The 18,275-nt window shown below is 63.3% G+C and carries 17 protein-coding genes; 11 read left to right on the plus strand and 6 right to left on the minus strand.

Going from position 1 to position 18,275, the window contains the following annotated elements:
• Positions 1-33 precede the first annotated feature (33 nt).
• Genes JHL16_RS00965 through JHL16_RS00975 form a run of 3 tightly spaced genes read left to right on the plus strand, consistent with a single transcriptional unit; the run spans position 34 to position 2,311 of the window.
• Positions 34-924 carry a DMT family transporter gene (locus tag JHL16_RS00965; RefSeq protein ID WP_200183029.1) on the plus strand — a complete coding sequence of 297 codons (891 nt, stop codon included), beginning with the start codon at positions 34-36 and terminating at the stop codon, positions 922-924.
• On the plus strand, positions 921-1,892 hold the full coding sequence (locus JHL16_RS00970; protein ID WP_200183030.1) for an NADPH:quinone oxidoreductase family protein: 972 nt from the start codon (positions 921-923) through the stop codon (positions 1,890-1,892). Before JHL16_RS00965 ends, JHL16_RS00970 begins: the two co-directional genes overlap by 4 nt.
• 11 nt (positions 1,893-1,903) lie before the next feature.
• On the plus strand, positions 1,904-2,311 hold the full coding sequence (locus tag JHL16_RS00975) for an ACT domain-containing protein (RefSeq protein WP_200183031.1): 408 nt from the start codon (positions 1,904-1,906) through the stop codon (positions 2,309-2,311).
• Between the two features lie 3 nt (positions 2,312-2,314).
• Here the strand turns inward: JHL16_RS00975 and JHL16_RS00980 are convergent, their stop codons facing one another.
• From JHL16_RS00980 to JHL16_RS00995, 4 genes are all read right to left on the minus strand, one after another.
• A complete protein-coding gene (locus JHL16_RS00980; RefSeq protein ID WP_200183032.1) occupies positions 2,315-2,665 on the minus strand; it encodes a YkvA family protein in 351 nt (116 codons plus the stop codon).
• 88 nt (positions 2,666-2,753) lie between these two features.
• A complete protein-coding gene (locus JHL16_RS00985; protein ID WP_200183033.1) occupies positions 2,754-2,942 on the minus strand; it encodes a twin transmembrane helix small protein in 189 nt (62 codons plus the stop codon).
• Positions 2,939-3,775 carry an SDR family oxidoreductase gene (locus tag JHL16_RS00990; protein ID WP_200183034.1) on the minus strand — a complete coding sequence of 279 codons (837 nt, stop codon included), beginning with the start codon at positions 3,773-3,775 and terminating at the stop codon, positions 2,939-2,941. The genes JHL16_RS00985 and JHL16_RS00990 overlap by 4 nt, the downstream gene beginning before the upstream one ends.
• Positions 3,772-5,460, minus strand: a complete 1,689-nt coding sequence (locus JHL16_RS00995; RefSeq protein ID WP_200183035.1) for an acyl-CoA dehydrogenase family protein — start codon at positions 5,458-5,460, stop codon at positions 3,772-3,774. Before JHL16_RS00995 ends, JHL16_RS00990 begins: the two co-directional genes overlap by 4 nt.
• Positions 5,461-5,704: 244 nt before the next feature.
• On the opposite strand from JHL16_RS00995, the gene JHL16_RS01000 reads away from it, so the two are divergent.
• From JHL16_RS01000 to JHL16_RS01015, 4 genes are all read left to right on the plus strand, one after another.
• Positions 5,705-6,229 carry an invasion associated locus B family protein gene (locus JHL16_RS01000; RefSeq protein WP_200183036.1) on the plus strand — a complete coding sequence of 175 codons (525 nt, stop codon included), beginning with the start codon at positions 5,705-5,707 and terminating at the stop codon, positions 6,227-6,229.
• Between the two features lie 106 nt (positions 6,230-6,335).
• Entirely contained in the window at positions 6,336-7,544 is a 1,209-nt protein-coding gene (rlmN, locus tag JHL16_RS01005; protein WP_200183037.1) for a dual-specificity RNA methyltransferase RlmN, read from the plus strand.
• 22 nt (positions 7,545-7,566) lie between these two features.
• A complete protein-coding gene (locus tag JHL16_RS01010) occupies positions 7,567-7,998 on the plus strand; it encodes a hypothetical protein (RefSeq protein ID WP_200183038.1) in 432 nt (143 codons plus the stop codon).
• Positions 7,995-8,459 carry a hypothetical protein gene (locus JHL16_RS01015; RefSeq protein WP_200183039.1) on the plus strand — a complete coding sequence of 155 codons (465 nt, stop codon included), beginning with the start codon at positions 7,995-7,997 and terminating at the stop codon, positions 8,457-8,459. The genes JHL16_RS01010 and JHL16_RS01015 overlap by 4 nt, the downstream gene beginning before the upstream one ends.
• On the opposite strand, the gene JHL16_RS01020 is transcribed toward JHL16_RS01015, so the two are convergent.
• Positions 8,460-9,071 carry a 2-hydroxychromene-2-carboxylate isomerase gene (locus JHL16_RS01020; RefSeq protein ID WP_200183040.1) on the minus strand — a complete coding sequence of 204 codons (612 nt, stop codon included), beginning with the start codon at positions 9,069-9,071 and terminating at the stop codon, positions 8,460-8,462.
• A gap of 58 nt (positions 9,072-9,129) precedes the next feature.
• Here JHL16_RS01020 and JHL16_RS01025 point away from each other — a divergent pair, with 58 nt between their 5' ends.
• From JHL16_RS01025 to JHL16_RS01040, 4 genes are all read left to right on the plus strand, one after another.
• Positions 9,130-10,353: an argininosuccinate synthase gene (locus JHL16_RS01025; protein ID WP_200183041.1), complete on the plus strand. Its 1,224-nt coding sequence runs from the start codon at positions 9,130-9,132 to the stop codon at positions 10,351-10,353.
• 228 nt (positions 10,354-10,581) lie between these two features.
• On the plus strand, positions 10,582-11,736 hold the full coding sequence (locus JHL16_RS01030; RefSeq protein ID WP_200183042.1) for an efflux RND transporter periplasmic adaptor subunit: 1,155 nt from the start codon (positions 10,582-10,584) through the stop codon (positions 11,734-11,736).
• A complete protein-coding gene (locus tag JHL16_RS01035; protein WP_200183043.1) occupies positions 11,733-14,918 on the plus strand; it encodes an efflux RND transporter permease subunit in 3,186 nt (1,061 codons plus the stop codon). Before JHL16_RS01030 ends, JHL16_RS01035 begins: the two co-directional genes overlap by 4 nt.
• Positions 14,919-15,017: 99 nt before the next feature.
• Positions 15,018-15,923 (plus strand): amidohydrolase family protein, encoded by a 906-nt coding sequence (locus tag JHL16_RS01040; RefSeq protein WP_200183044.1) that lies wholly within the window; start codon positions 15,018-15,020, stop codon positions 15,921-15,923.
• Here JHL16_RS01040 and JHL16_RS01045 read toward each other — a convergent pair.
• Positions 15,920-18,259 carry an aminotransferase class III-fold pyridoxal phosphate-dependent enzyme gene (locus tag JHL16_RS01045; RefSeq protein ID WP_200183045.1) on the minus strand — a complete coding sequence of 780 codons (2,340 nt, stop codon included), beginning with the start codon at positions 18,257-18,259 and terminating at the stop codon, positions 15,920-15,922. The two genes, JHL16_RS01040 and JHL16_RS01045, sit on opposite strands and share 4 nt — an antisense overlap.
• Between the last annotated feature and the right edge of the window lie 16 nt (positions 18,260-18,275).

Raw genomic sequence — 18,275 nt, forward strand, 5'->3', positions numbered from 1 at the left:
TGCCCCACCTTCCCAACTGATCGACACGACGCCATGGCACCCGAAAAAACACAGCCTAACTGGATTGCCGCCGCGTCCGCGTCATTCGTCCTGATATGGGCAACCGGCTTCATCGTTGCAAGGCTGTCGGCCCCGCATGTCGATCCTTTGACCTTTCTGGTGATCCGTTTCAGCATTGCCGGGCTGCTGCTCCTCCTCCTGGCGCTCGCCTTCAAAGCGCGCTGGCCCGGCCGTACCGCCGCGTCACATGCCTTCATCGCCGGAACCCTGCTCCATGGCGGCTATCTGGGTGCCTGCTATTGGGCGGTGGCGCACGGGCTTCCGGCCGGCATCGCTGCCTTGATCGCCGGCCTGCAGCCGATCTTCACCGCCCTCCTGGCTGGCCGCCTGCTCGGTGAACGCATCACCTTGCGCCATTGGCTAGGCCTCGCGGTCGCGCTTGGCGGTGTCGCCCTGGTGCTGGCGCCCAAGCTCGATGTCTCGGTGGTCGACGGCATCACACCCGCCACCATCCTCGCCATGACTCTCGGTGCTTTGTCGATGACGCTCGGGAGCATCTATCAGAAGCGCTACGTCACCCGGATCGATCTTCTTGCCGGCACGGCCTGGCAATATGCCGGCGGCTTCATCGTGGTTCTCATCGGTGCGCTCGCCACCGAAAATTTCCGCTTCGATGCGACGACCGATGCGTGGATCGCGCTCGCCTGGTCGGTGATCGTGCTGTCGATCGGCGCCATATTGCTTCTGATGCTGCTCATCAAGCACGGCGATGTCTCGAAAGTCTCGGCGCTCATCTTCCTGGTGCCGGGCGTCGCCGCGGTGATGGCCTGGCTCCTGTTCGATGAGACATTGACGCTGATCCAGATCCTCGGGATGGTCGTCTGCGCGGTGGGGGTTCTGCTGGTTACGCGAGGGAGAAAATGAGAGCGGTATTGTGCAAGGCCCTCGGCGGGCCGGAGAGCTTGAGCATCGAGGAGATCGCCGCGCCTGAACCCCAAGCGGACGAGGTCGTGGTGAAGGTCACGGCGGTCGGCCTCAATTTCTTCGATACGCTGATCATCCAGGGCAAATATCAGATCAAGCCTCCGCTGCCTTTTTCGCCGGGCGGTGAGGTTGCCGGCGTCGTCACGAAGACCGGCCCTGACGTGCAGAGTCTCAAGGCAGGTGACCGGGTGATGGGTTATGTCGGCCATGGCGGTGCGCGTGAGGAGATCGCGGTGGCGGCGCGCAAGCTGGCGTTGATTCCGAAGGGACTGAGTAATGAGGCGGCGGCCGGCCTCTCCATCACCTATGGCACGACCTTGCATGCGCTGAAGGATCGCGCAGCCTTGCAAAAGGGTGAGACGCTGGCGGTGCTCGGCGCCTCGGGCGGTGTCGGCCAGGCAGCGATCGAGATCGGCAAATTGATGGGCGCGGACGTGATCGCCTGCGCCTCCTCCGATGACAAGCTCAGTTTCTGCCGTGACCTCGGCGCCGATCACCTGGTGAATTACGCGACGCGGAACCTGAAGGAAGCGCTGAAGGAACTCAAGCCGGGCGGCGTCGATGTCGTCTATGATCCGGTGGGTGGCGAATTCAGCGAGCTTGGCGTCAGAGCGCTCGCCTGGAACGGCCGTCATCTCGTCGTTGGCTTCGCGCAGGGCGACATCCCGAAGCTGCCGCTCAATCTGGTGCTGCTCAAGAGCGCCAATATCCAGGGTGTCTTCTGGGGCGCTCATATCGACCGCGAGCCGGACAAACATCGCGCCAATATGGAGCAACTCGTCGCCTGGGCGGCGCATGGCCGGCTCACGCCGCATATCCACGCCACTTATCGCTTCGACGAAATCGCCATGGCGCTCGGCGCGATCGCGCGACGCGAGGTGAAGGGCAAAGCCATCCTGGTACGGTGAGGAACGAAGAGATGCCGGACGTCATCCGCGACACGCAAGCCATGCTGGCCAATATGACGCCAGTGCTCAAGGATGGCGAGTTCGTCTTCTGTGCGACGACGGATGCCGATGTCATCGCCCGCGCGCTGCCGCTGGCGCTCGGCTCGTTCAAGGAAGAGGAAGCTGTGACGCTGATCCTCGGGCGCGCCGAGGCGGCGACGCTCGGCTTTGCCGCGGCGATGCCGATGCGGCGCATCGTGCTCGAAGTGTTTTCGAGCCTCGACGGCGTCGGGCTGACGGCCGCGGTCGCCGGCGCGCTCGCAGCCGCTGGCATTCCCTGCAACATGGTCGCCGCCTTCCATCACGACCATGTTTTCGTGCCGGCAGACATGGCGGAACGTGCGTTGGCCGTGCTGCGCGACGTGCAGAAGCGTAGCTGAGCCTCAGTCGGCGGGGGTGTCGCCGTGCTTGAGGCGCTCGAGCGTCGCGCGCGCCCGGTCGTAGTGGACGGGCTTCAGATGAGCGCGGATCATGCCGATGGCGGCCAACAGCACCGCCATGTCGTCGGTGAAACCCAAGCCCAGCACGAAGTCGGGAATGGCGTCGATCGGCATCACGAAATAAGCCAGCGCGCCGAACAGAATGCCCTTGGCCTTGAGCGGCGTGGCGCGGTCGAAGGCGCAATAATAGGCGGCGACCGCATCCTCGGCGAAAGGAATCGAAGCCGCGACCTTGCCGAGCTTCGGCCAGAAGCCGGAACGCACCGTCTGTTCATTGCTACGGGTCAAGACCATGGGAGAACCCCCCTCACTGCCTAAATCGCGCGTGGATATGGGTAGGGAAGTGGAGATTTTCAAGTCTGGAGAGGGAGAAGAACCCGGACTACCGCCCGGCGAACCAGATCGCGCCCATGATGATGATGATCGCGACGAATTGCAGGATCACGCGCCAGCGCATGAATTTCTGCGAGACGTTGCCGGGACCACCGCGCATCATGTTCCACAGGCCGAGGCACAGAACAATGAAGACGGCGCCGATGGAGATGGGGACGAGATAGTCGAAGATATTCATTGGTCGGATGCCTTATCGAGAAGCCGGTCCAGCGCCGGCGGTGGCAACAGCCGCCTGGCCCAGGCCATGACATAAGTCGGCACTGTCACATAATAGCGCCGTTTCGGCTTGCGGCTTTCCAGCGCATGGAGCAGCTTCAAGGCCACCGCCTCGGGCGGCAATTTGAAGCGCTTGGCGCCGCCGCCATTCAGCCTTTGGCGCTGTTTCACATAGGCTTCGCGGTAATGCGACATCGTCTCGTCGACATTGCGGTCGAAGGCGGCCATGGCATGTTCGACGAAACGTGTGGCAATTGGCCCCGGCTCGATCAGCGACACATGGATATTGGTGCCCTGGAGCTCCAGCCGCAGCGTATCCGACATCGCCTCGATGGCGAATTTCGTGGCGCAATAGGCGCCGCGCCATTTCATCGCGGTCAGTCCGAGGACGGAGGAATTATTGACGATCCGGCCGCCGCCATTGGCGCGCATCAGCTTCAGGCAATCGCGCGTCAGCTCATGCCAGCCGAAGACATTGGCCTCGAACTGGGCGGTCAGCGCGGCGCGCGAAATATCCTCGAGCGCGCCGGGCTGGCCATAAGCGCCATTGTTGAAAAGGCCGTAGAGCTTGCCCCGGCTGAGTTCGGCCACCTCGGCCACGCATTCGGAAATGGTGATCGGATCGGTATAATCGAGGCGGAACGTCTCGAAGCCCTCGCTTTCGAGGCGGATGAGATCGGCATCCTTGCGCACGGTGGCGAAGACGCGGAAGCCTTTCTCCTTCAGGAGCTTCGCCGAGGCGTAGCCTATGCCGGAGGAGCAGCCGGTGATGAGGACGGTGCGGTTGTCGCTCAATTGCCGCCCTCGAGCAGACGCCTGGCGATGACCTGTGCCTGGATCTCGGCGGCGCCCTCGAAAATGTTGAGGATGCGCGCGTCGCAGAGAATGCGCGAGATCTGATATTCGAGCGCAAAGCCGTTGCCGCCATGAATCTGCAGCGCATTGTCGGCGCATGACCAGGCGACGCGGGCGCCGAGAAGCTTCGCCATGCCGGCTTCGAGATCGCAACGCCGCCCGGCATCCTTCTCGCGCGCCGAATGATAGACGAGCTGGCGCGTCGCCATGATCTCGGCGGCCATCAAAGCGAGCTTGTCGGCGATGCGCGGGAAGGCGACGATCGGTTTGCCGAACTGGATGCGGCCCATGGCATAGTCGAGGCCGACATCGAGGGCGTTCTGCGCCACGCCCAAAGCGCGCGCCGCCGTCTGGATGCGGGCCGATTCGAAGGTCTGCATCAATTGCTTGAAGCCCTGGCCTTCGGCGCCGCCCAGAAGATTGTCGGCCTTCACCTCGAAATCCTCAAAGCGGATCTCATATTCCTTCATGCCGCGATAGCCGAGCACTTCGATCTCGCCGCCCGACATGCCTTTGGCCGGGAAGGGATCGGCATCGCTGCCGCGCGGCTTCTCGGCGATGAACATCGACAGGCCCTTATAACCGGGCTCGTCCGGATTGGTGCGGGCGAGCAGCGTCATGATGTCGGCGCGCACCGGATGGGTGATCCAGGTCTTGTTGCCGGTCACCTTGTAGACATCACCATCCTTGACCGCGCGGGTGCGCAGGCTGCCGAGATCGGAGCCGGTATTGGGCTCGGTGAAGACGGCGGTGGGCAGGATCTCGCCCGACGCGATGCGCGGCAGCCAGGTCTCCTTCTGCGCCTCCGTGCCGCCGCCCAGAATGAGCTCGCAGGCGATCTCGGCGCGGGTGCCGAGCGAGCCGACGGTGATCCAGCCGCGCGACAATTCCTCCGAGACGACGCACATGGATTCCTTGCCGAGGCCCAGCCCGCCATATTGCTCGGGCAGCGTCAGCGCGAAGACGCCGAGACCCGCCAATTCCTCGACGATCTCCATCGGCACATAGGCGTTGGCCCGATGCCATTCATGCGCCTTGGGCTTCACCTTGTCCTCGACGAAGCGGCGCATGCTGCTGCGCATCTCCTCCATCGTGTCGTCGAGGCCGCAATCGCCGAAAGTCGAGGCGCCCTCGGCCGCCATCATCAGCTCGACCAGGCGGGCGCGGGCCGGCGCCGTATTGCCGGCGGTCATCAAGGCCTGGACGGCCCGGTTGTCGAGCTGGCTGAGATCGGTCCGGCTGAGGCCCAGATCGGAGAGCCTGGCGAATTCCGTCTGGTTCATCGGAATGCCGCCGGCGATCTGGTTGAGATATTCCCCGGCGGCGATCTGGACCAAAAGCTGCTCCATCTCGCCGAATTTCTGCCCCTGGGTGAGGCGTTCGGCATAGGCGGTGAGCTCGCGCAGCACCGCGTCATAGGTGGCGAGCCAGGCGAGGCCATGGACGGCATGCTGCTCGCGGTCGATCAGATGGGAGGAAAGCTTGCGCTCGGCGGTCACCCGGGCCTGGACGCGGGATCGGGCCTGAGCGTAGAGGGCGCCGACGGCGCCATGGGCCTCGGCCAGAAGGCCGGGAAGATCAGCGAGAACCGGGGTTCCATGGGCAATTTCGGCGACAGCAACCATTCAGCAAGCTCCAAACGCTATGAATACTGCGTTACATGAGCGCAAATAGTTGCGCAATCTGACGAATTGGCTAAGGGCTGATCGCCCAAATCCGGTCAGATTGTTCAAGCAGTTAAGGCGCGAAAACGAGTCCGGTGCTCGGATTCTCCGGCTTTTGGGATGTTTCGATTGATCTCCGTGGGGTCTTGGCGAAAAGGCTGCTTCTTTTCGGGACAGAGCGGGTGGTGGGAATGAGGATTCTGACATGAATTTCAAGCCTTTGGCATGGGCTCTCGCTTTGGCGCCTTTCGCGCTTCTGACCGGGCTGGCGCCCGCTCTGGCCCAGACGCCGGAGCCCACCGAGCTTGGCAAGTTCGGTGACTGGGCCGCCTATACCTACAAGGCCCAGGGCGGCAAGGTCTGCTATATCTCCTCGCAGCCCAAGACCCAGACGCCCAAGAACGTCAAGCGCGACCCGGCCTTCCTGCTGGTCACCCATCGGCCGGGCCAGAGTGTCCGCAACGAGGTGTCGACCATCATCGGCTATCCCTTCAAGAAGGACACCCCCGTCCAGCTCACCATCGATACCCAGGATTATGAGCTTTTTGCCAATGGCGACGGCGCCTGGGCCGACACGACCGCCAAGGACAAGGAGATCGTGACGGCGATGAAAAAGGGCCAGAAGCTCTCGATCAAGGGGGCTTCCTGGCGCGGCACCGAGACGATCGATGCCTATTCGCTGAAGGGCCTCGCCCAGGCGCTCGCCAAGATCGACGCCGCCTGTAAGTAGGCCTTCGGCCGGAGGTGCCGAGCTCCTATATTCGGCTGGATTTCAGTTTCACGCGCTTCCCGGCCACTTTGGCGGGAGGCGCGCTCTATGTTATGAGACCATCATTATGACCGCCGTGACCCTCGATATCGCACATAGACAGCGCCCCGAAGCTGCGAATCCCGGCCCCGCCAAGGAACCGCTGATCGGGCTGACGCGCGACGAGTTGACCCACGTACTGGCCAAAGCCGGCGTGCCAGAGAAGCAGCGGCGCATGCGCATGCGCCAGCTGTGGAGCTGGCTCTATCATCGCGGCGCCACTTCCTTCGCCCAGATGAGCGACATCTCGAAGGATCTGCGCCAGAAGCTCGACGAGGTCTTCGTGATCGAGCGGCTCGAAGTGGTAACCGAGCAGATTTCCAGCGACGGCACGCGCAAATGGCTGCTCAAGCTGCCGCGCGACGAGCGTGGCCAGCGCCATGAAGTCGAGATGGTCTATATCCCCGAGGAAGACCGCGGCACTTTATGTATCTCGAGCCAGGTCGGCTGCACGCTGACCTGCACCTTCTGTCACACCGGCACCCAGAAGCTGGTGCGCAACCTCAGCGCCGCCGAGATCGTCGGCCAGGTGCTCATCGCGCGCGACCGGCTGGAGGAGTGGCCGCATCAGCTCAGCGCCAATCCGACGCCGCCGATCGGCGGGCGTTATGTCACCAATGTCGTGCTCATGGGCATGGGTGAGCCGCTCTATAATTTCGACAATGTGAAGAACGCGATGGAGATCGTCTCCGACGGCGAAGGCATCTCGCTGTCGAAGCGGCGCATCACGCTGTCGACCTCAGGCGTCGTGCCGGAGATCGTGCGCGCCGGCGCCGAGATCGGCACCATGCTCGCCATCTCGTTGCACGGCACGACGGATGAGATCCGCAACAAGCTCGTGCCGCTCAACAAGAAATATCCGATCAGCGAATTGCTCGACGCGTGCCGCTCTTATCCGGGGCTCTCCAATGCGCGCCGCATCACCTTCGAATATGTGATGCTCAAAGACGTCAACGACACGCTTGACGATGCCAAACGGCTGGTGAAATTGCTGAAGGGCATTCCGGCCAAGGTCAATCTCATCCCGTTCAATCCGTGGCCCGGCACGCAGTATGAGTGCTCGGACTGGGATACGATCGAGCGCTTCGCCGAAGTCTTGAACCGCGCCGGCTATGCCTCGCCGGTCAGGACGCCGCGCGGCCGTGACATCATGGCGGCCTGCGGCCAGCTGAAATCGGAAAGCCAGCGCCTCAAGGCCAAGGAGCGCATCGCGATGGACGCTGCGGCCTCCGCCTGATGCAGCTCTGGGCGTTCATTCGATGATCGCCCATATTGCCAAGCGTTTTGCTCTTATCGCATTGGGCTATGTGACGGCAACGGTGGTGAGCGCTCTACCGGTCTGGCAGGTCACTTTAGTCACCGGACCCACCTCGTATTATTGGACTGAGCGGGGCGAACTCGTTGGTCCTGAATACACGGCTCTTATGCTCACGATCACGGGTATGTTCTTCTTTTCTCTTGTACCGACCCTGATCCTTATCTCCACAGCCGAGATATTCAGCTGGCGACGCTTATGGGTTTATCTTGTCGGTTGGGTATTGATCTTCGCTGCGCTCACGCTTTCAGATTTGCTCCCTCTCTCGCCTGCTGCAAAGATGACTGCGAACCTATCGGCCTTGCTGGGTGGCTTCATCTACTGGGTCATCGCAGGTCGCCATGCGGGTAGACCGATTGAGGTCGTCTCACCATGATCGCCCAAATTGCCAAACGCATCGCCTTTGTCGTGCTCGGCTATTTCGTGGCGCTCGCGGCCGGCGCTGCAGCCTTTCCGGGGCTGCTCGCGATCATCAGCGCCTTCTACCCCGACAGCCAGCTCTGGCAGATGATGGGCTTCGCGCCTTTGGCGCTGCTGATAGCACCCATCATCTTCTTCTACGTCATGTGGATCGTGATGATCCTGACCTTCATCCCGGCAGCGATCCTCAACGGGCTCACCGAGATCTTCGCCTGGCGCGCGCTCTGGCTGCATCTCCTCGTCGCCATGGCACTCGCCGTCGGCGCCGGCCTGCTGCTGGTGCCCGACTGGTTCCTGGATATGAATCCCGACCGCTGGCTCATCACGCTGGCGATCCTTTTGTCGGCTCTGCTCGCCGGCCTCGTCTATTGGGCGATCGCCGGGCAGCGCGCCGGCTTCCGTCAGGCCGACGCGTAATTACAGGTCCTCCGCCCGGCCTGCCACCCAGTCGAATGCTGCGTCCAGCCGGTCATTGCCCCAGAAGAGCTCGCCATCGGCGGTGACGAAGCTCGGGGCGCCGAAGAGCCCGAGCCGGATCGCCTCGTCGGTCTCCCGGCGCAGCCGCGATTTGACCCTGTCGGTACGGGCCGCCGCAAGGATGACCCGGTCGTCGAGATCGAGGCTCCGCAAGATGCCGGCAAGCACCGCCTCGTCGTCGATGCGCCCGCCTCCGGCGAATTCGGCGAGTAAGACCCGGCGGGAAAATTCGGGCCGGTGGATGATCATCTGGTCGGTCCAGGCGACGCGGGCGGCGAGCAGGCTCGATTGCGGGAAGGGGGCGGGCTTGCGGAAGGCGAGCCCCTGGGCGACGCAAAGTCGTTCCAGGTCACGCCACATATAGCCGCCCTTGGCCGGAAACAGGTTGAAGGGCGAGCTGTCCCAGCCCTGCGCCTTGAAGATCGGCCCGAGCAGGAAGGGCCGCCAGACGATGTCCACTTTTCGTTCTCTGGCCAGGCCGTCGATCCGGAGTGCGGCCAGATAGGAGTAGGTGGAGGCGAATTCGTACCAGAAATCGAGTTTTGGACGCATTGTGTTTGGGCTGTCCATCAGTATAGTGCCGGCGATTTTCACGGGAACGGATTACATCATGTCCAAACGCGGCAGCGTCAAGAAGGTCGTGCTCGCTTATTCCGGCGGCCTCGACACCTCGATCATCCTCAAATGGCTGCAGACCGAATATGGCGCGGAGGTCGTGACCTTCACCGCCGATCTGGGCCAAGGCGGCGAGATCGAGCCGGCGCGCGAAAAAGCGCAGCGGATGGGCATCAAGGAGATCTTCATCGAGGATGTGCGCGAAGAATTCATCCGCGACTTCGTCTTCCCGATGTTCCGCGCCAATGCGCTTTATGAGGGCGTCTATCTGCTCGGCACCTCGATCGCCCGGCCGCTCATCGCCAAGCGCCTGATCGAGATCGCCAAGGAAACCGGCGCCGATGCCGTCGCCCATGGCGCCACCGGCAAGGGTAATGACCAGGTGCGCTTCGAGCTGACCGCCTATGCGCTCAACCCGGACATCAAGGTCATCGCGCCCTGGCGCGAATGGGAGTTCAAGAGCCGCACCGATCTCATCGACTTCGCCGAGAAGCACCAGATCCAGGTGACCAAGGACAAACGCGGCGAGGCGCCGTTCTCGGTCGACGCCAATCTGCTGCACTCCTCCTCGGAAGGCAAAGTGCTGGAGGATCCGTGGGTCGAGCCGCCTCCTTACGTCTATCAGCGCACCATCTCGCCGGAAGAGGCGCCCGACAAGCCGACCGAAATCGAGATCGAGTTCAAGAAGGGCGATCCCATCGCGCTCAATGGCAAAGCCATGTCGCCGGCGACGTTGTTTACCGCGCTCAACGATTTCGGCCGTGACAACGGCATCGGCCGGCTCGACCTGGTCGAGAACCGTTTCGTCGGCATGAAGTCGCGTGGCGTTTATGAAACGCCGGGCGGCACCATCCTGCATGTGGCGCATCGCGCGATCGAATCGATCACGCTCGATCGCGAGGCGGCGCATCTCAAAGACAGCTTCATGCCGCGTTATGCCGAGCTCATCTATTACGGCTTCTGGTTCGCGCCCGAGCGCGAGATGCTGCAGGCGATGATCGATAAGAGCCAGGAGAATGTCGAAGGCGCGGTGAGGCTCAAGCTCTATAAGGGCAATGTCATCGTCACCGGACGTAAGTCTCCGAAGTCGCTCTACTCCAATGAGCTCGTCACTTTCGAAGACGATCGCGGCGCCTATGACCAGAAGGACGCGGCCGGCTTCATTCGCCTGAATGCGTTGCGACTGCGCACGCTGGCGGCGCGCAAGCGGCTGGGCTGAGCGCTACCGCGCCGGTTACTTGCTTCCACATTTCGGCTTAGCCGAAAGTCGCATGGCCGGGCCAAGCTGCCCGGCCATTGGCTTTTTTGGCCCTAACCTGCGCGTCAGCTGAATACCCCTGGAAAGCCTGCGTCAGAGGGTGTTGACAACGCCTGTGCGACTGCACACTTATCGATGTCCTGATTTTGCCATAAGATCACCTCGCCTCGGCCTTTCTGGGACACACATATGCATATTCACGCCGCGCCTCTGACGCGCCTCGCCGTCGCCCTGTCATTCCTGTGGGCGGCCGCCGTCCCCGTTTTGGCCCAGACGCCACCGCCGCCAACCGTCACCGTGGCCAAGCCGCTCACCCGCGAAATCGTCGAGGATGACGAGTTCATCGGCCGCTTCGAGGCGGTGGACGAGGTCACGGTCCGGGCCCGGGTCGGGGGCTATCTCGACAAGGTGCATTTCCGGGACGGCTCGATCGTCAAGCAGGGCGACCTGCTGTTCACCATCGACCAGCGGCCCTTCCAGACCGCCCTCGACGAGGCCAAAGCGCGGCTCGACGTCGCCCAGACGCAGGTCACCTTCACCGAAAGCCAGTTCCGCCGGGCCGAAAAGCTCTCCGAAACGGGCAATATTCCGATCTCCACACTCGATGACCGGCGGCGTGAATATCTGGCGGCGCTCGCCGAAGTCCAAGGGGCCAAGGCCACGGTGCTGCGCGCCGAGCTCGATCTCGAATATACCGAAATCAAAGCGCCGCTCTCCGGGCGCATCGACCGCCGCCTCGTCTCGGTCGGCAATCTGGTCCAAGCCGACCAGACGGCACTCACCACCGTCGTCTCGCTCGACCCGATCAATTTCTATTTCGACGTCGATGAGCGGCAGTTCCTGGCCTATGCCCGCGATGCACGGTCGCGCAATGCGAGCCTGCAGGAAGGGGCGGGCGGCATCGACGTCACCATCCGCCTGTCGGACGCCACCGAATCTCCGGTCGCCGGCAAGCTCGACTTCGCCGAGAACCGCATCGATCAAGCCACCGGCACGATGCGCATCCGCGCCCAGGTCCCCAATAAGGATTTCATCCTGCAGCCGGGCCTGTTCGGCCGCGTCAACATGCCGGGCTCGCTGCCCTATAAGGGCATCCTCGTCCCCGACGAGGCGATCGGCGCCGATCAGGACCGCCGCATCGTTTATGTGGTCGATGCCGAAAACAAGGTCGCCGCCAAGCCGATCCGCATCGGCCCGAAGAACTATGGCTATCGCGTCGTGCGCGAAGGGCTCACCGGCGATGAGACCATCATCATCAACGGCCTGATGCGCGTGCGTCCTGGCGTCACCGTCAAGCCCGAGCTTGTCGTGCTGCCCGAGCAGGCGGGTGGAGCCGCCCAATGAGATTTTCACATTTCTTCGTCGACCGTCCGATCTTCGCGACGGTCCTGTCGCTCGTTCTCCTGATCGTCGGCGGCATCGCCTATACGCAACTGCCGATCGCGCAATATCCCGAAATCGCACCGCCCACCATCGTGGTGCGCGCCAGCTATCCGGGCGCCGATGCCGATACCGTCGCCAAGACGGTCGCCACGCCGATCGAGCAGGAAATCAACGGCGTCGAGGGCATGCTTTACATGTCCTCCTATTCGACCGCCGACGGCGCGATGACGCTGACCATCACCTTCAAGCTCGGCACCGATCTCGACCAGGCGCAGGTGCTGGTGCAGAACCGCGTGTCGATCGCCGAGCCCAGATTGCCGGAAGAAGTGCGCCGCCTCGGCGTCGTCACCGCCAAAAGCTCGCCCGACCTGATGATGGTCGTGCATATGCTCTCGCCCGACGAGACCTATGACCAGCTCTATGTCTCGAACTATGCCCGCTCCAGGGTGCGCGACGTGCTCCTTCGCCTCGACGGCGTCGGCGACCTCATCATCTTCGGCGAGCGCGAATATTCGCTGCGCATCTGGCTCGATCCCGACAAGCTCACCGCCTATGGCATGACTGCGGCCGACGTCGTCCAGGCGCTGCGCGAGCAGAATGTGCAGGTCTCGGGTGGCTCGATCGGGGCACCGCCCAATCCGGGCGACAATGCCTTCCAATATACGGTGACGACGCAGGGCCGTTTCGAGGATGCCCGCCAGTTCCGCTACATCATCGTCAAGTCGACCGACGCTGGCCGTCTGATCGAGCTGCAGGACGTGGCGCGCATCGAGCTCGGCGCCAAGGACTATGTCACCAATTCCTATCTGAGCGGTAAGCCTGCGGTGGCGCTCGGCATCTTCCAGCGCCCCGGCACCAATGCGCTCGCCTCGGCGGATGAGATCATGGCGACGATGGAGCGGCTCAAGGCCGACTTCCCGCCCGGCCTCGCTTATCAGATCGTCTACAACCCGACCGAATTCATCTCGGAATCGATCGACGAGGTCTACAAGACGATCATCGAGGCGGCCATCCTGGTCGTCATCGTCGTGCTCGTCTTCCTGCAGTCCTGGCGCACCGCCATCGTGCCGATCGTCGCCATCCCGGTGTCGCTCATCGGCACCTTCGCCGTGCTCTATGCCTTCGGCTTCTCGCTCAATATGCTGACCTTGTTCGGCCTGGTGCTCGCCATCGGCATCGTGGTCGACGACGCCATCGTGGTCGTCGAGAATGTCGAGCGTAATATCGGGCTCGGATTCGATCCGGCGACGGCGGCGCACCGAACCATGAACGAGGTGGGCGCGGCGGTCATCGCCATCTCGCTCGTCCTCATCGCGGTCTTCGTGCCGACCGCCTTCATCCCCGGCATTTCAGGCCAGTTCTATCTGCAATTCGCCATCACCATCGCGGTGGCGACGGTGATCTCGGCGATCAACTCGCTGACCTTGTCGCCGGCACTCGCCGCGCTTCTGTTCCGGCCGCACAGCCACACCCAGCCGCGTTTCATCGTGACGCGCTGGATCAATGCCGCGGCCAATGGCTTTAACCGCGGCTTCGACTGGGTGTCGGAGCTCTATGGCAAGATCGTGCGTTTCCTGGTCGGCAAATGGCTGGCGCTCATCGGCATGCTGGCGATCTTCGCCGGCCTCATGGTGGCGACGGTCTATGCCTTGCAGACGACGCCGCGCGGCTTCATTCCGACCATGGATCAGGGCTATGCCATCGTGGTGGTCCAGCTGCCGGAAGGCGCCTCGCTGGCGCGCACCGACCAGGTGATCCAGCGTGCCTCGAAGATCATCGCCACGACGCCCGGCGTCACCGATGCGGTCGCCTTTGCCGGCTTCTCGGGCGCCACCTTCACCAACGCGTCGAATTCGGGCGTCGTCTTCGCACGCTTTGATTCCTTCGAGAACCGCCTGAAGGAAGGTCATAACGCCAATGCCATCATCGGCGCCCTCTATGGCCGCCTGCAGGAGATCCAGGAGGCCTTCATCATCGCCGTGCCGCCGCCGCCGATTCGCGGCATCGGCAATTCCGGCGGCTTCAAGATCCAGCTGCAGGAGCGCGACAGCGCCGATGTGCGCCGTGTCCTGGGGCTCGCTTACGGCATGATGCAGCAGGCGAACCAGACGCCCGGCCTCACCGGTGTCTATACGACCTTCTCGGCGTCGAGCCCGCAGCTCTTCCTCGAGATCGACCGCGACAAGGCCCGCATGCTGAATGTGCCGATCCCCAATATCTTCGACACGCTGTCGATCAATCTCGGCACTTCCTATGTGAACGACTTCAACGCCTTCGGCCGCGTCTATCAGGTGCGCGCCCAGGCCGATCAGGCGCATAGGCTCGAGCGTGACGACATATTGCGGCTCAAGGTGCGCTCGGCGACCGGGGCATTGGTGCCGATGGGCACGCTCGTCGCCATTCGCGATGTGACCGGCCCCTCGCTTATCCAGCGCTACAATATGTATGTGTCGGTGCCGCTGCAGGGCAATGCCGCGCCCGGTGTGTCGACCACGACCGCGCTGGATCTGATGGAGGGCCTCGCCGCCAAGACGCTGCCGCAAGGCACCTCCTTCGAGTGGACGGAGCTGTCGCTGCAGGAACGCCAGACCGGCAATACCGCCATCTTCATCTTCGGCCTGTCGGTGCTGTTCGTCTTCCTGGCGCTGGCAGCGCAATATGAAAGCTGGGTGCTGCCTTTCGCCATCATCCTGATCGTACCGTTGAGCATCCTGGCGGCACTGGTCGGTGTCAACTTGCGCGGCCTCGACAACAACATCCTGACCCAGATCGGCCTCATCGTGCTCATCGGCCTCGCCGCCAAGAACGCGATCCTGATCGTCGAATTCGCGCGCCAGGCGGAAGAACGCGGGGCGAATGCGGTCGATGCGGTGGTCGAGGCATGTCGCCTGCGCCTGCGGCCGATCCTGATGACGGCCTTCGCCTTCATCCTCGGCGTCGTGCCCTTGATGCTGGCGACCGGCCCGGGTGCCGAGATGCGTGAATCGCTCGGCACCGCGGTGTTCTCCGGCATGCTCGGCGTCACCTTCTTCGGCCTGTTCCTCACCCCCGTCTTCTTCGTGGCGCTGCGCAAGGTCTTCCCCTATCGCGTCGCCTCGCGGCCGACCTATTCCGAAGCGGTTGCGACCGACAATAAGATTTAGGCGGACTTCTCGGACAAAGCGAAGCATGGCACATTGACATCAGCCCGGAAGGCTTTCGGCTTTCCGGGCTGAAACTTTGAGAGAGGGAGGACGTGCCGCATGTATGATGGACCGGTCATCGATCCGCATCACCATTTGTGGGATTACGGCATGGGCAAGCATCGCTGGCTCATGCCCGTCGAGGGCGCGGTCGAGGCGCTGGGCGGACTGGAGCCGTTGCGGCGCAATTATCTGGTCGCCGACTACCTCAAGGATTCCGCCGGCCACAACGTCGTCGGCACCGTCCATATCGAGGCGCTCTGGCAGGAAGACGATGCGATCGGCGAGACCTTGTGGCTCGAGGGCCTCGACAAATCACAAGGCGTGGCTCTGCGTTATGTGGCGCGGGCGCCGCTCGGCACGCCGGAAGCGCGCGACGTCATCGCCAGGCAGGCGGCGGTCAAACGCGTCGTCGGCTTGAGGGGCATATTGAGCCATCATCCGACACAGCCGCAGAAGAGCTTCATCAAGCGGGCCGATCTCGGCTACGACGAGGACTGGCGGCGCGATGTCGGGCTTCTCGGCGAGGCGGGCCTGCATCTCGAATTGATGGCCTATCCCTATCAGGCGCAGGCCGTGTTCGACATCGCGCAGGCCTTTCCCAAACTGCAGATCATCGTCAATCACTGCGCCAGCCCGATCGACCGCGACGAAGCCGGCATGCGGCGCTGGCGCGACGGCCTCGCGCTCATGGCGTCGCGCCCGAATATCGCACTGAAAATCTCCAATCCCGGCGCCTATGACCCACAATGGACGCCGCAAAGCATCCAGGCCGTGGTGCGGGATTGTCTCAAGGCCTTCGGCACTGAGCGCGCGATGTTCGGCACGGATTTCCCGGTCGCCGATCTGCAGATGTCATTCTCGGAGATCTACACGAACTTCAAGCAGGCGGTAGCGCATCTGCTGACGCCTGAGCAGCGAGCTTTGTTCCATGACAATGCGCGCCGCTTCTATCGCTTCGACTAGATCTCCATTGCTCTGTCCATTGCGGCAAGCGCCAATTCGGCATGCTCCCGGTTGAAGGGCAGAGGCGGCCTGACCTTCAGGACATTGCCGTAGGGCCCGTCGATGCCGACCAGCACGCCCAACTCGCGCAAGCGGTTGGTGATGCGTTTTGCTTCCGGTGCCGAGGGTGCGCGTGTGGCTTGATCGGCGACGATGTCGACGCCGGTCATCAGCCCACTGCCGCGTACATCGCCGATCATCTGGTGGCGTTGCGCGAGCGCCTTGATGCCGGCGCGGAAGAAGTCGCCGGTTTCGCGCGCTTTACGCTGCAGCTCGTCGCGCTCGATGACGGTCAAGGTGGCGAGCGCCGCCGCGGCCGACACCGGATTGCCGCCGAAGGTCGAGAAGAAATCGACGCGGCCGGTGAAGCTGGCGAGGATGTCCTCGCGCGTGACGGCGAGGCCGACCGGATGGCCATTGGCCATCGGCTTGCCCATGGTGACGATGTCGGGAACGATGCCCTGCGCGGCAAAGCCCCAGAAGGCTGCGCCCATGCGGCCGAAGCCCGGCTGGACCTCATCGGCGATGATGATGCCGCCGGCGGCGCGGACCTTCTCCGCCACCTGCGCCAGCCAGCCCTTCGGCACGTCGAGAATGCCATGTGCCGTATGAGCGGAATCGATCATCAAGGCGGCGGGCCGATGGCCACGCTGCGCTAAAGCCGCGATGACCCGGTCGGCATCCGCGGCATAGGCCGTCGCCGCATCGGGATGATCCTCACGGAAGCGCCCGCGATAGATATCGGGCGGCTCCAGCGCCTCGACATGCGGCGGCGAGGGGATGGCGAGCGGTCCGCTGTAAGGCGATAGTGCGGCGATTGCATCCGATATGCCGTGATAGGCGTTGGCGATGATGATGGCGCCCGAATTGCCGGTGACCGCCTTGGCGATGCGCCAGGCCGCGTCATTGGCCTCGCTGCCGCTGTTCACGAACAGGCATTTGTCGAGGCCCTTCGGCATGGTGCGGGTGATGCGCTCGGCATAGGCGACCACCGTTTCATGCAGATAACGCGTGTTGGAGCAGATCTGGCTCGCCTGGCGGGCGACGGCCTCGACGACCTCGGGATGCGCATGGCCGACCGAGGGCACGTTGTTATAGACATCGAGCAGGCGGGTGCCGTCGGGCTCCCATAGGAAGACGCCGTCACCCTTCACAGCATGGACAGGCTTTGCGTAGGACAGTTCGAGATTGCGGCCCATCACCGCGCGGCGGCGCTTGACGAGCGCTTCCGTCTCGACAGCATCGAGGCGCGCAGCGCGGAAGGCGGCCAGGGCTTTGTCCGGTCCGATCTCGGTCAGCTCCGCGAGGATCGGACCATTGATCGCGCAATAGGCATCGAGCTTCGCCGCAGCTTCCGGATCATGCCTGGTGCGCCAGCCATGAATGGCGAGCGTCACCGCATGGCGCGCCTGGATCGTGTCATAGAGAAGCGCATAGTCGGCGTCTTCCAGCGGTGTGACGCTGCTATAGCCCGCGAGCACGCGCGTCGCGGCCTCGAGCGGTGACAGGTCCACGCCTTGCGTCTCGGCCATGGGTATGGCGAGATCGAAGAGCAGCGGCCCATGGATCATGTCGCCGAAATCGAGAAGGCCGGTGACCTTGCCGCGCGCATGATCGACCAGCAGATTGCCGGGATGGCAGTCGTGATGGATCACCTGGCTGCGCAGGCGCTGAAGCTGAGGCTCAAGTGCGATGAAGCGGTCGAGCGCTTTCTCCACGATCCCACGCATCTGACGATCGGCAATGAGAGGTGTATGCGGGCGCAAGGAGGCCGCCTGGCGCGGGTCCCAGGCGATGCGCCGGCCGGCGGCGCCGTGGAAAAAGCCGCGCAAAGCGAGGCCGAGGCGGGCGACGACGCGGCCGATCTCGGTCAGAAGCGGAGGCGCCGCCGGTGTGCCTTCCAGCATCTCGCCGGGCAGGAAAGACAAAGCGTAGACGGCATAAAGCTCGCCTTGCGGGCCCTCCACCTGCGCCAGATGTTCTCCGTTACGCGTTTTGATGAGGCGCGGCACTGGCAAAGAGGGATCAATCCGCGCCACGTGCTGCAAGGCCGAGAGCTGCAGGTCGACGACCTGCGGGTCTTCCTGGCCGTCGACGATCTTCAGGAGAATGTCCTGGCCGCCGGGCGCGGTGATGTGAAAATTCTGATCGCGTTCGCCATAGAGGAGGCGAGGGGTTCCCTCGCGGGCGAAGACTTCCCGGGCGATCCGGGCGGCATGTTCCTCAGAAATGCGTGGCGGCCGGCCGGCCAGGGCGGTCAAATTGAGTTCCGCCGATCCTCTTTCATCTTTCGCCACGCTGCTCCACTACAGT

It is taken from the genome of Taklimakanibacter albus, assembly GCF_016595235.1.
GTDB classification, from domain to species: Bacteria; Pseudomonadota; Alphaproteobacteria; order Rhizobiales; family Aestuariivirgaceae; genus Taklimakanibacter; species Taklimakanibacter albus.

Excerpts from the sequence above, each read along its gene's own strand:
- JHL16_RS00965 (WP_200183029.1), top strand. The coding sequence starts at position 34 with ATGGCACCCGAAAAAACACAGCCTAACTGGATTGCCGCCGCGTCCGCG.
- JHL16_RS00970 (WP_200183030.1), top strand. The coding sequence starts at position 921 with ATGAGAGCGGTATTGTGCAAGGCCCTCGGCGGGCCGGAGAGCTTGAGC.
- JHL16_RS00975 (WP_200183031.1), top strand. The coding sequence starts at position 1,904 with ATGCCGGACGTCATCCGCGACACGCAAGCCATGCTGGCCAATATGACG.
- JHL16_RS00980 (WP_200183032.1), bottom strand. The coding sequence starts at position 2,665 with ATGGTCTTGACCCGTAGCAATGAACAGACGGTGCGTTCCGGCTTCTGG.
- JHL16_RS00985 (WP_200183033.1), bottom strand. The coding sequence starts at position 2,942 with ATGAATATCTTCGACTATCTCGTCCCCATCTCCATCGGCGCCGTCTTC.
- JHL16_RS00995 (WP_200183035.1), bottom strand. The coding sequence starts at position 5,460 with ATGGTTGCTGTCGCCGAAATTGCCCATGGAACCCCGGTTCTCGCTGAT.
- JHL16_RS01000 (WP_200183036.1), top strand. The coding sequence starts at position 5,705 with ATGAATTTCAAGCCTTTGGCATGGGCTCTCGCTTTGGCGCCTTTCGCG.
- rlmN (WP_200183037.1), top strand. The coding sequence starts at position 6,336 with ATGACCGCCGTGACCCTCGATATCGCACATAGACAGCGCCCCGAAGCT.
- JHL16_RS01010 (WP_200183038.1), top strand. The coding sequence starts at position 7,567 with ATGATCGCCCATATTGCCAAGCGTTTTGCTCTTATCGCATTGGGCTAT.
- JHL16_RS01015 (WP_200183039.1), top strand. The coding sequence starts at position 7,995 with ATGATCGCCCAAATTGCCAAACGCATCGCCTTTGTCGTGCTCGGCTAT.
- JHL16_RS01020 (WP_200183040.1), bottom strand. The coding sequence starts at position 9,071 with ATGCGTCCAAAACTCGATTTCTGGTACGAATTCGCCTCCACCTACTCC.
- JHL16_RS01025 (WP_200183041.1), top strand. The coding sequence starts at position 9,130 with ATGTCCAAACGCGGCAGCGTCAAGAAGGTCGTGCTCGCTTATTCCGGC.
- JHL16_RS01030 (WP_200183042.1), top strand. The coding sequence starts at position 10,582 with ATGCATATTCACGCCGCGCCTCTGACGCGCCTCGCCGTCGCCCTGTCA.
- JHL16_RS01035 (WP_200183043.1), top strand. The coding sequence starts at position 11,733 with ATGAGATTTTCACATTTCTTCGTCGACCGTCCGATCTTCGCGACGGTC.
- JHL16_RS01040 (WP_200183044.1), top strand. The coding sequence starts at position 15,018 with ATGTATGATGGACCGGTCATCGATCCGCATCACCATTTGTGGGATTAC.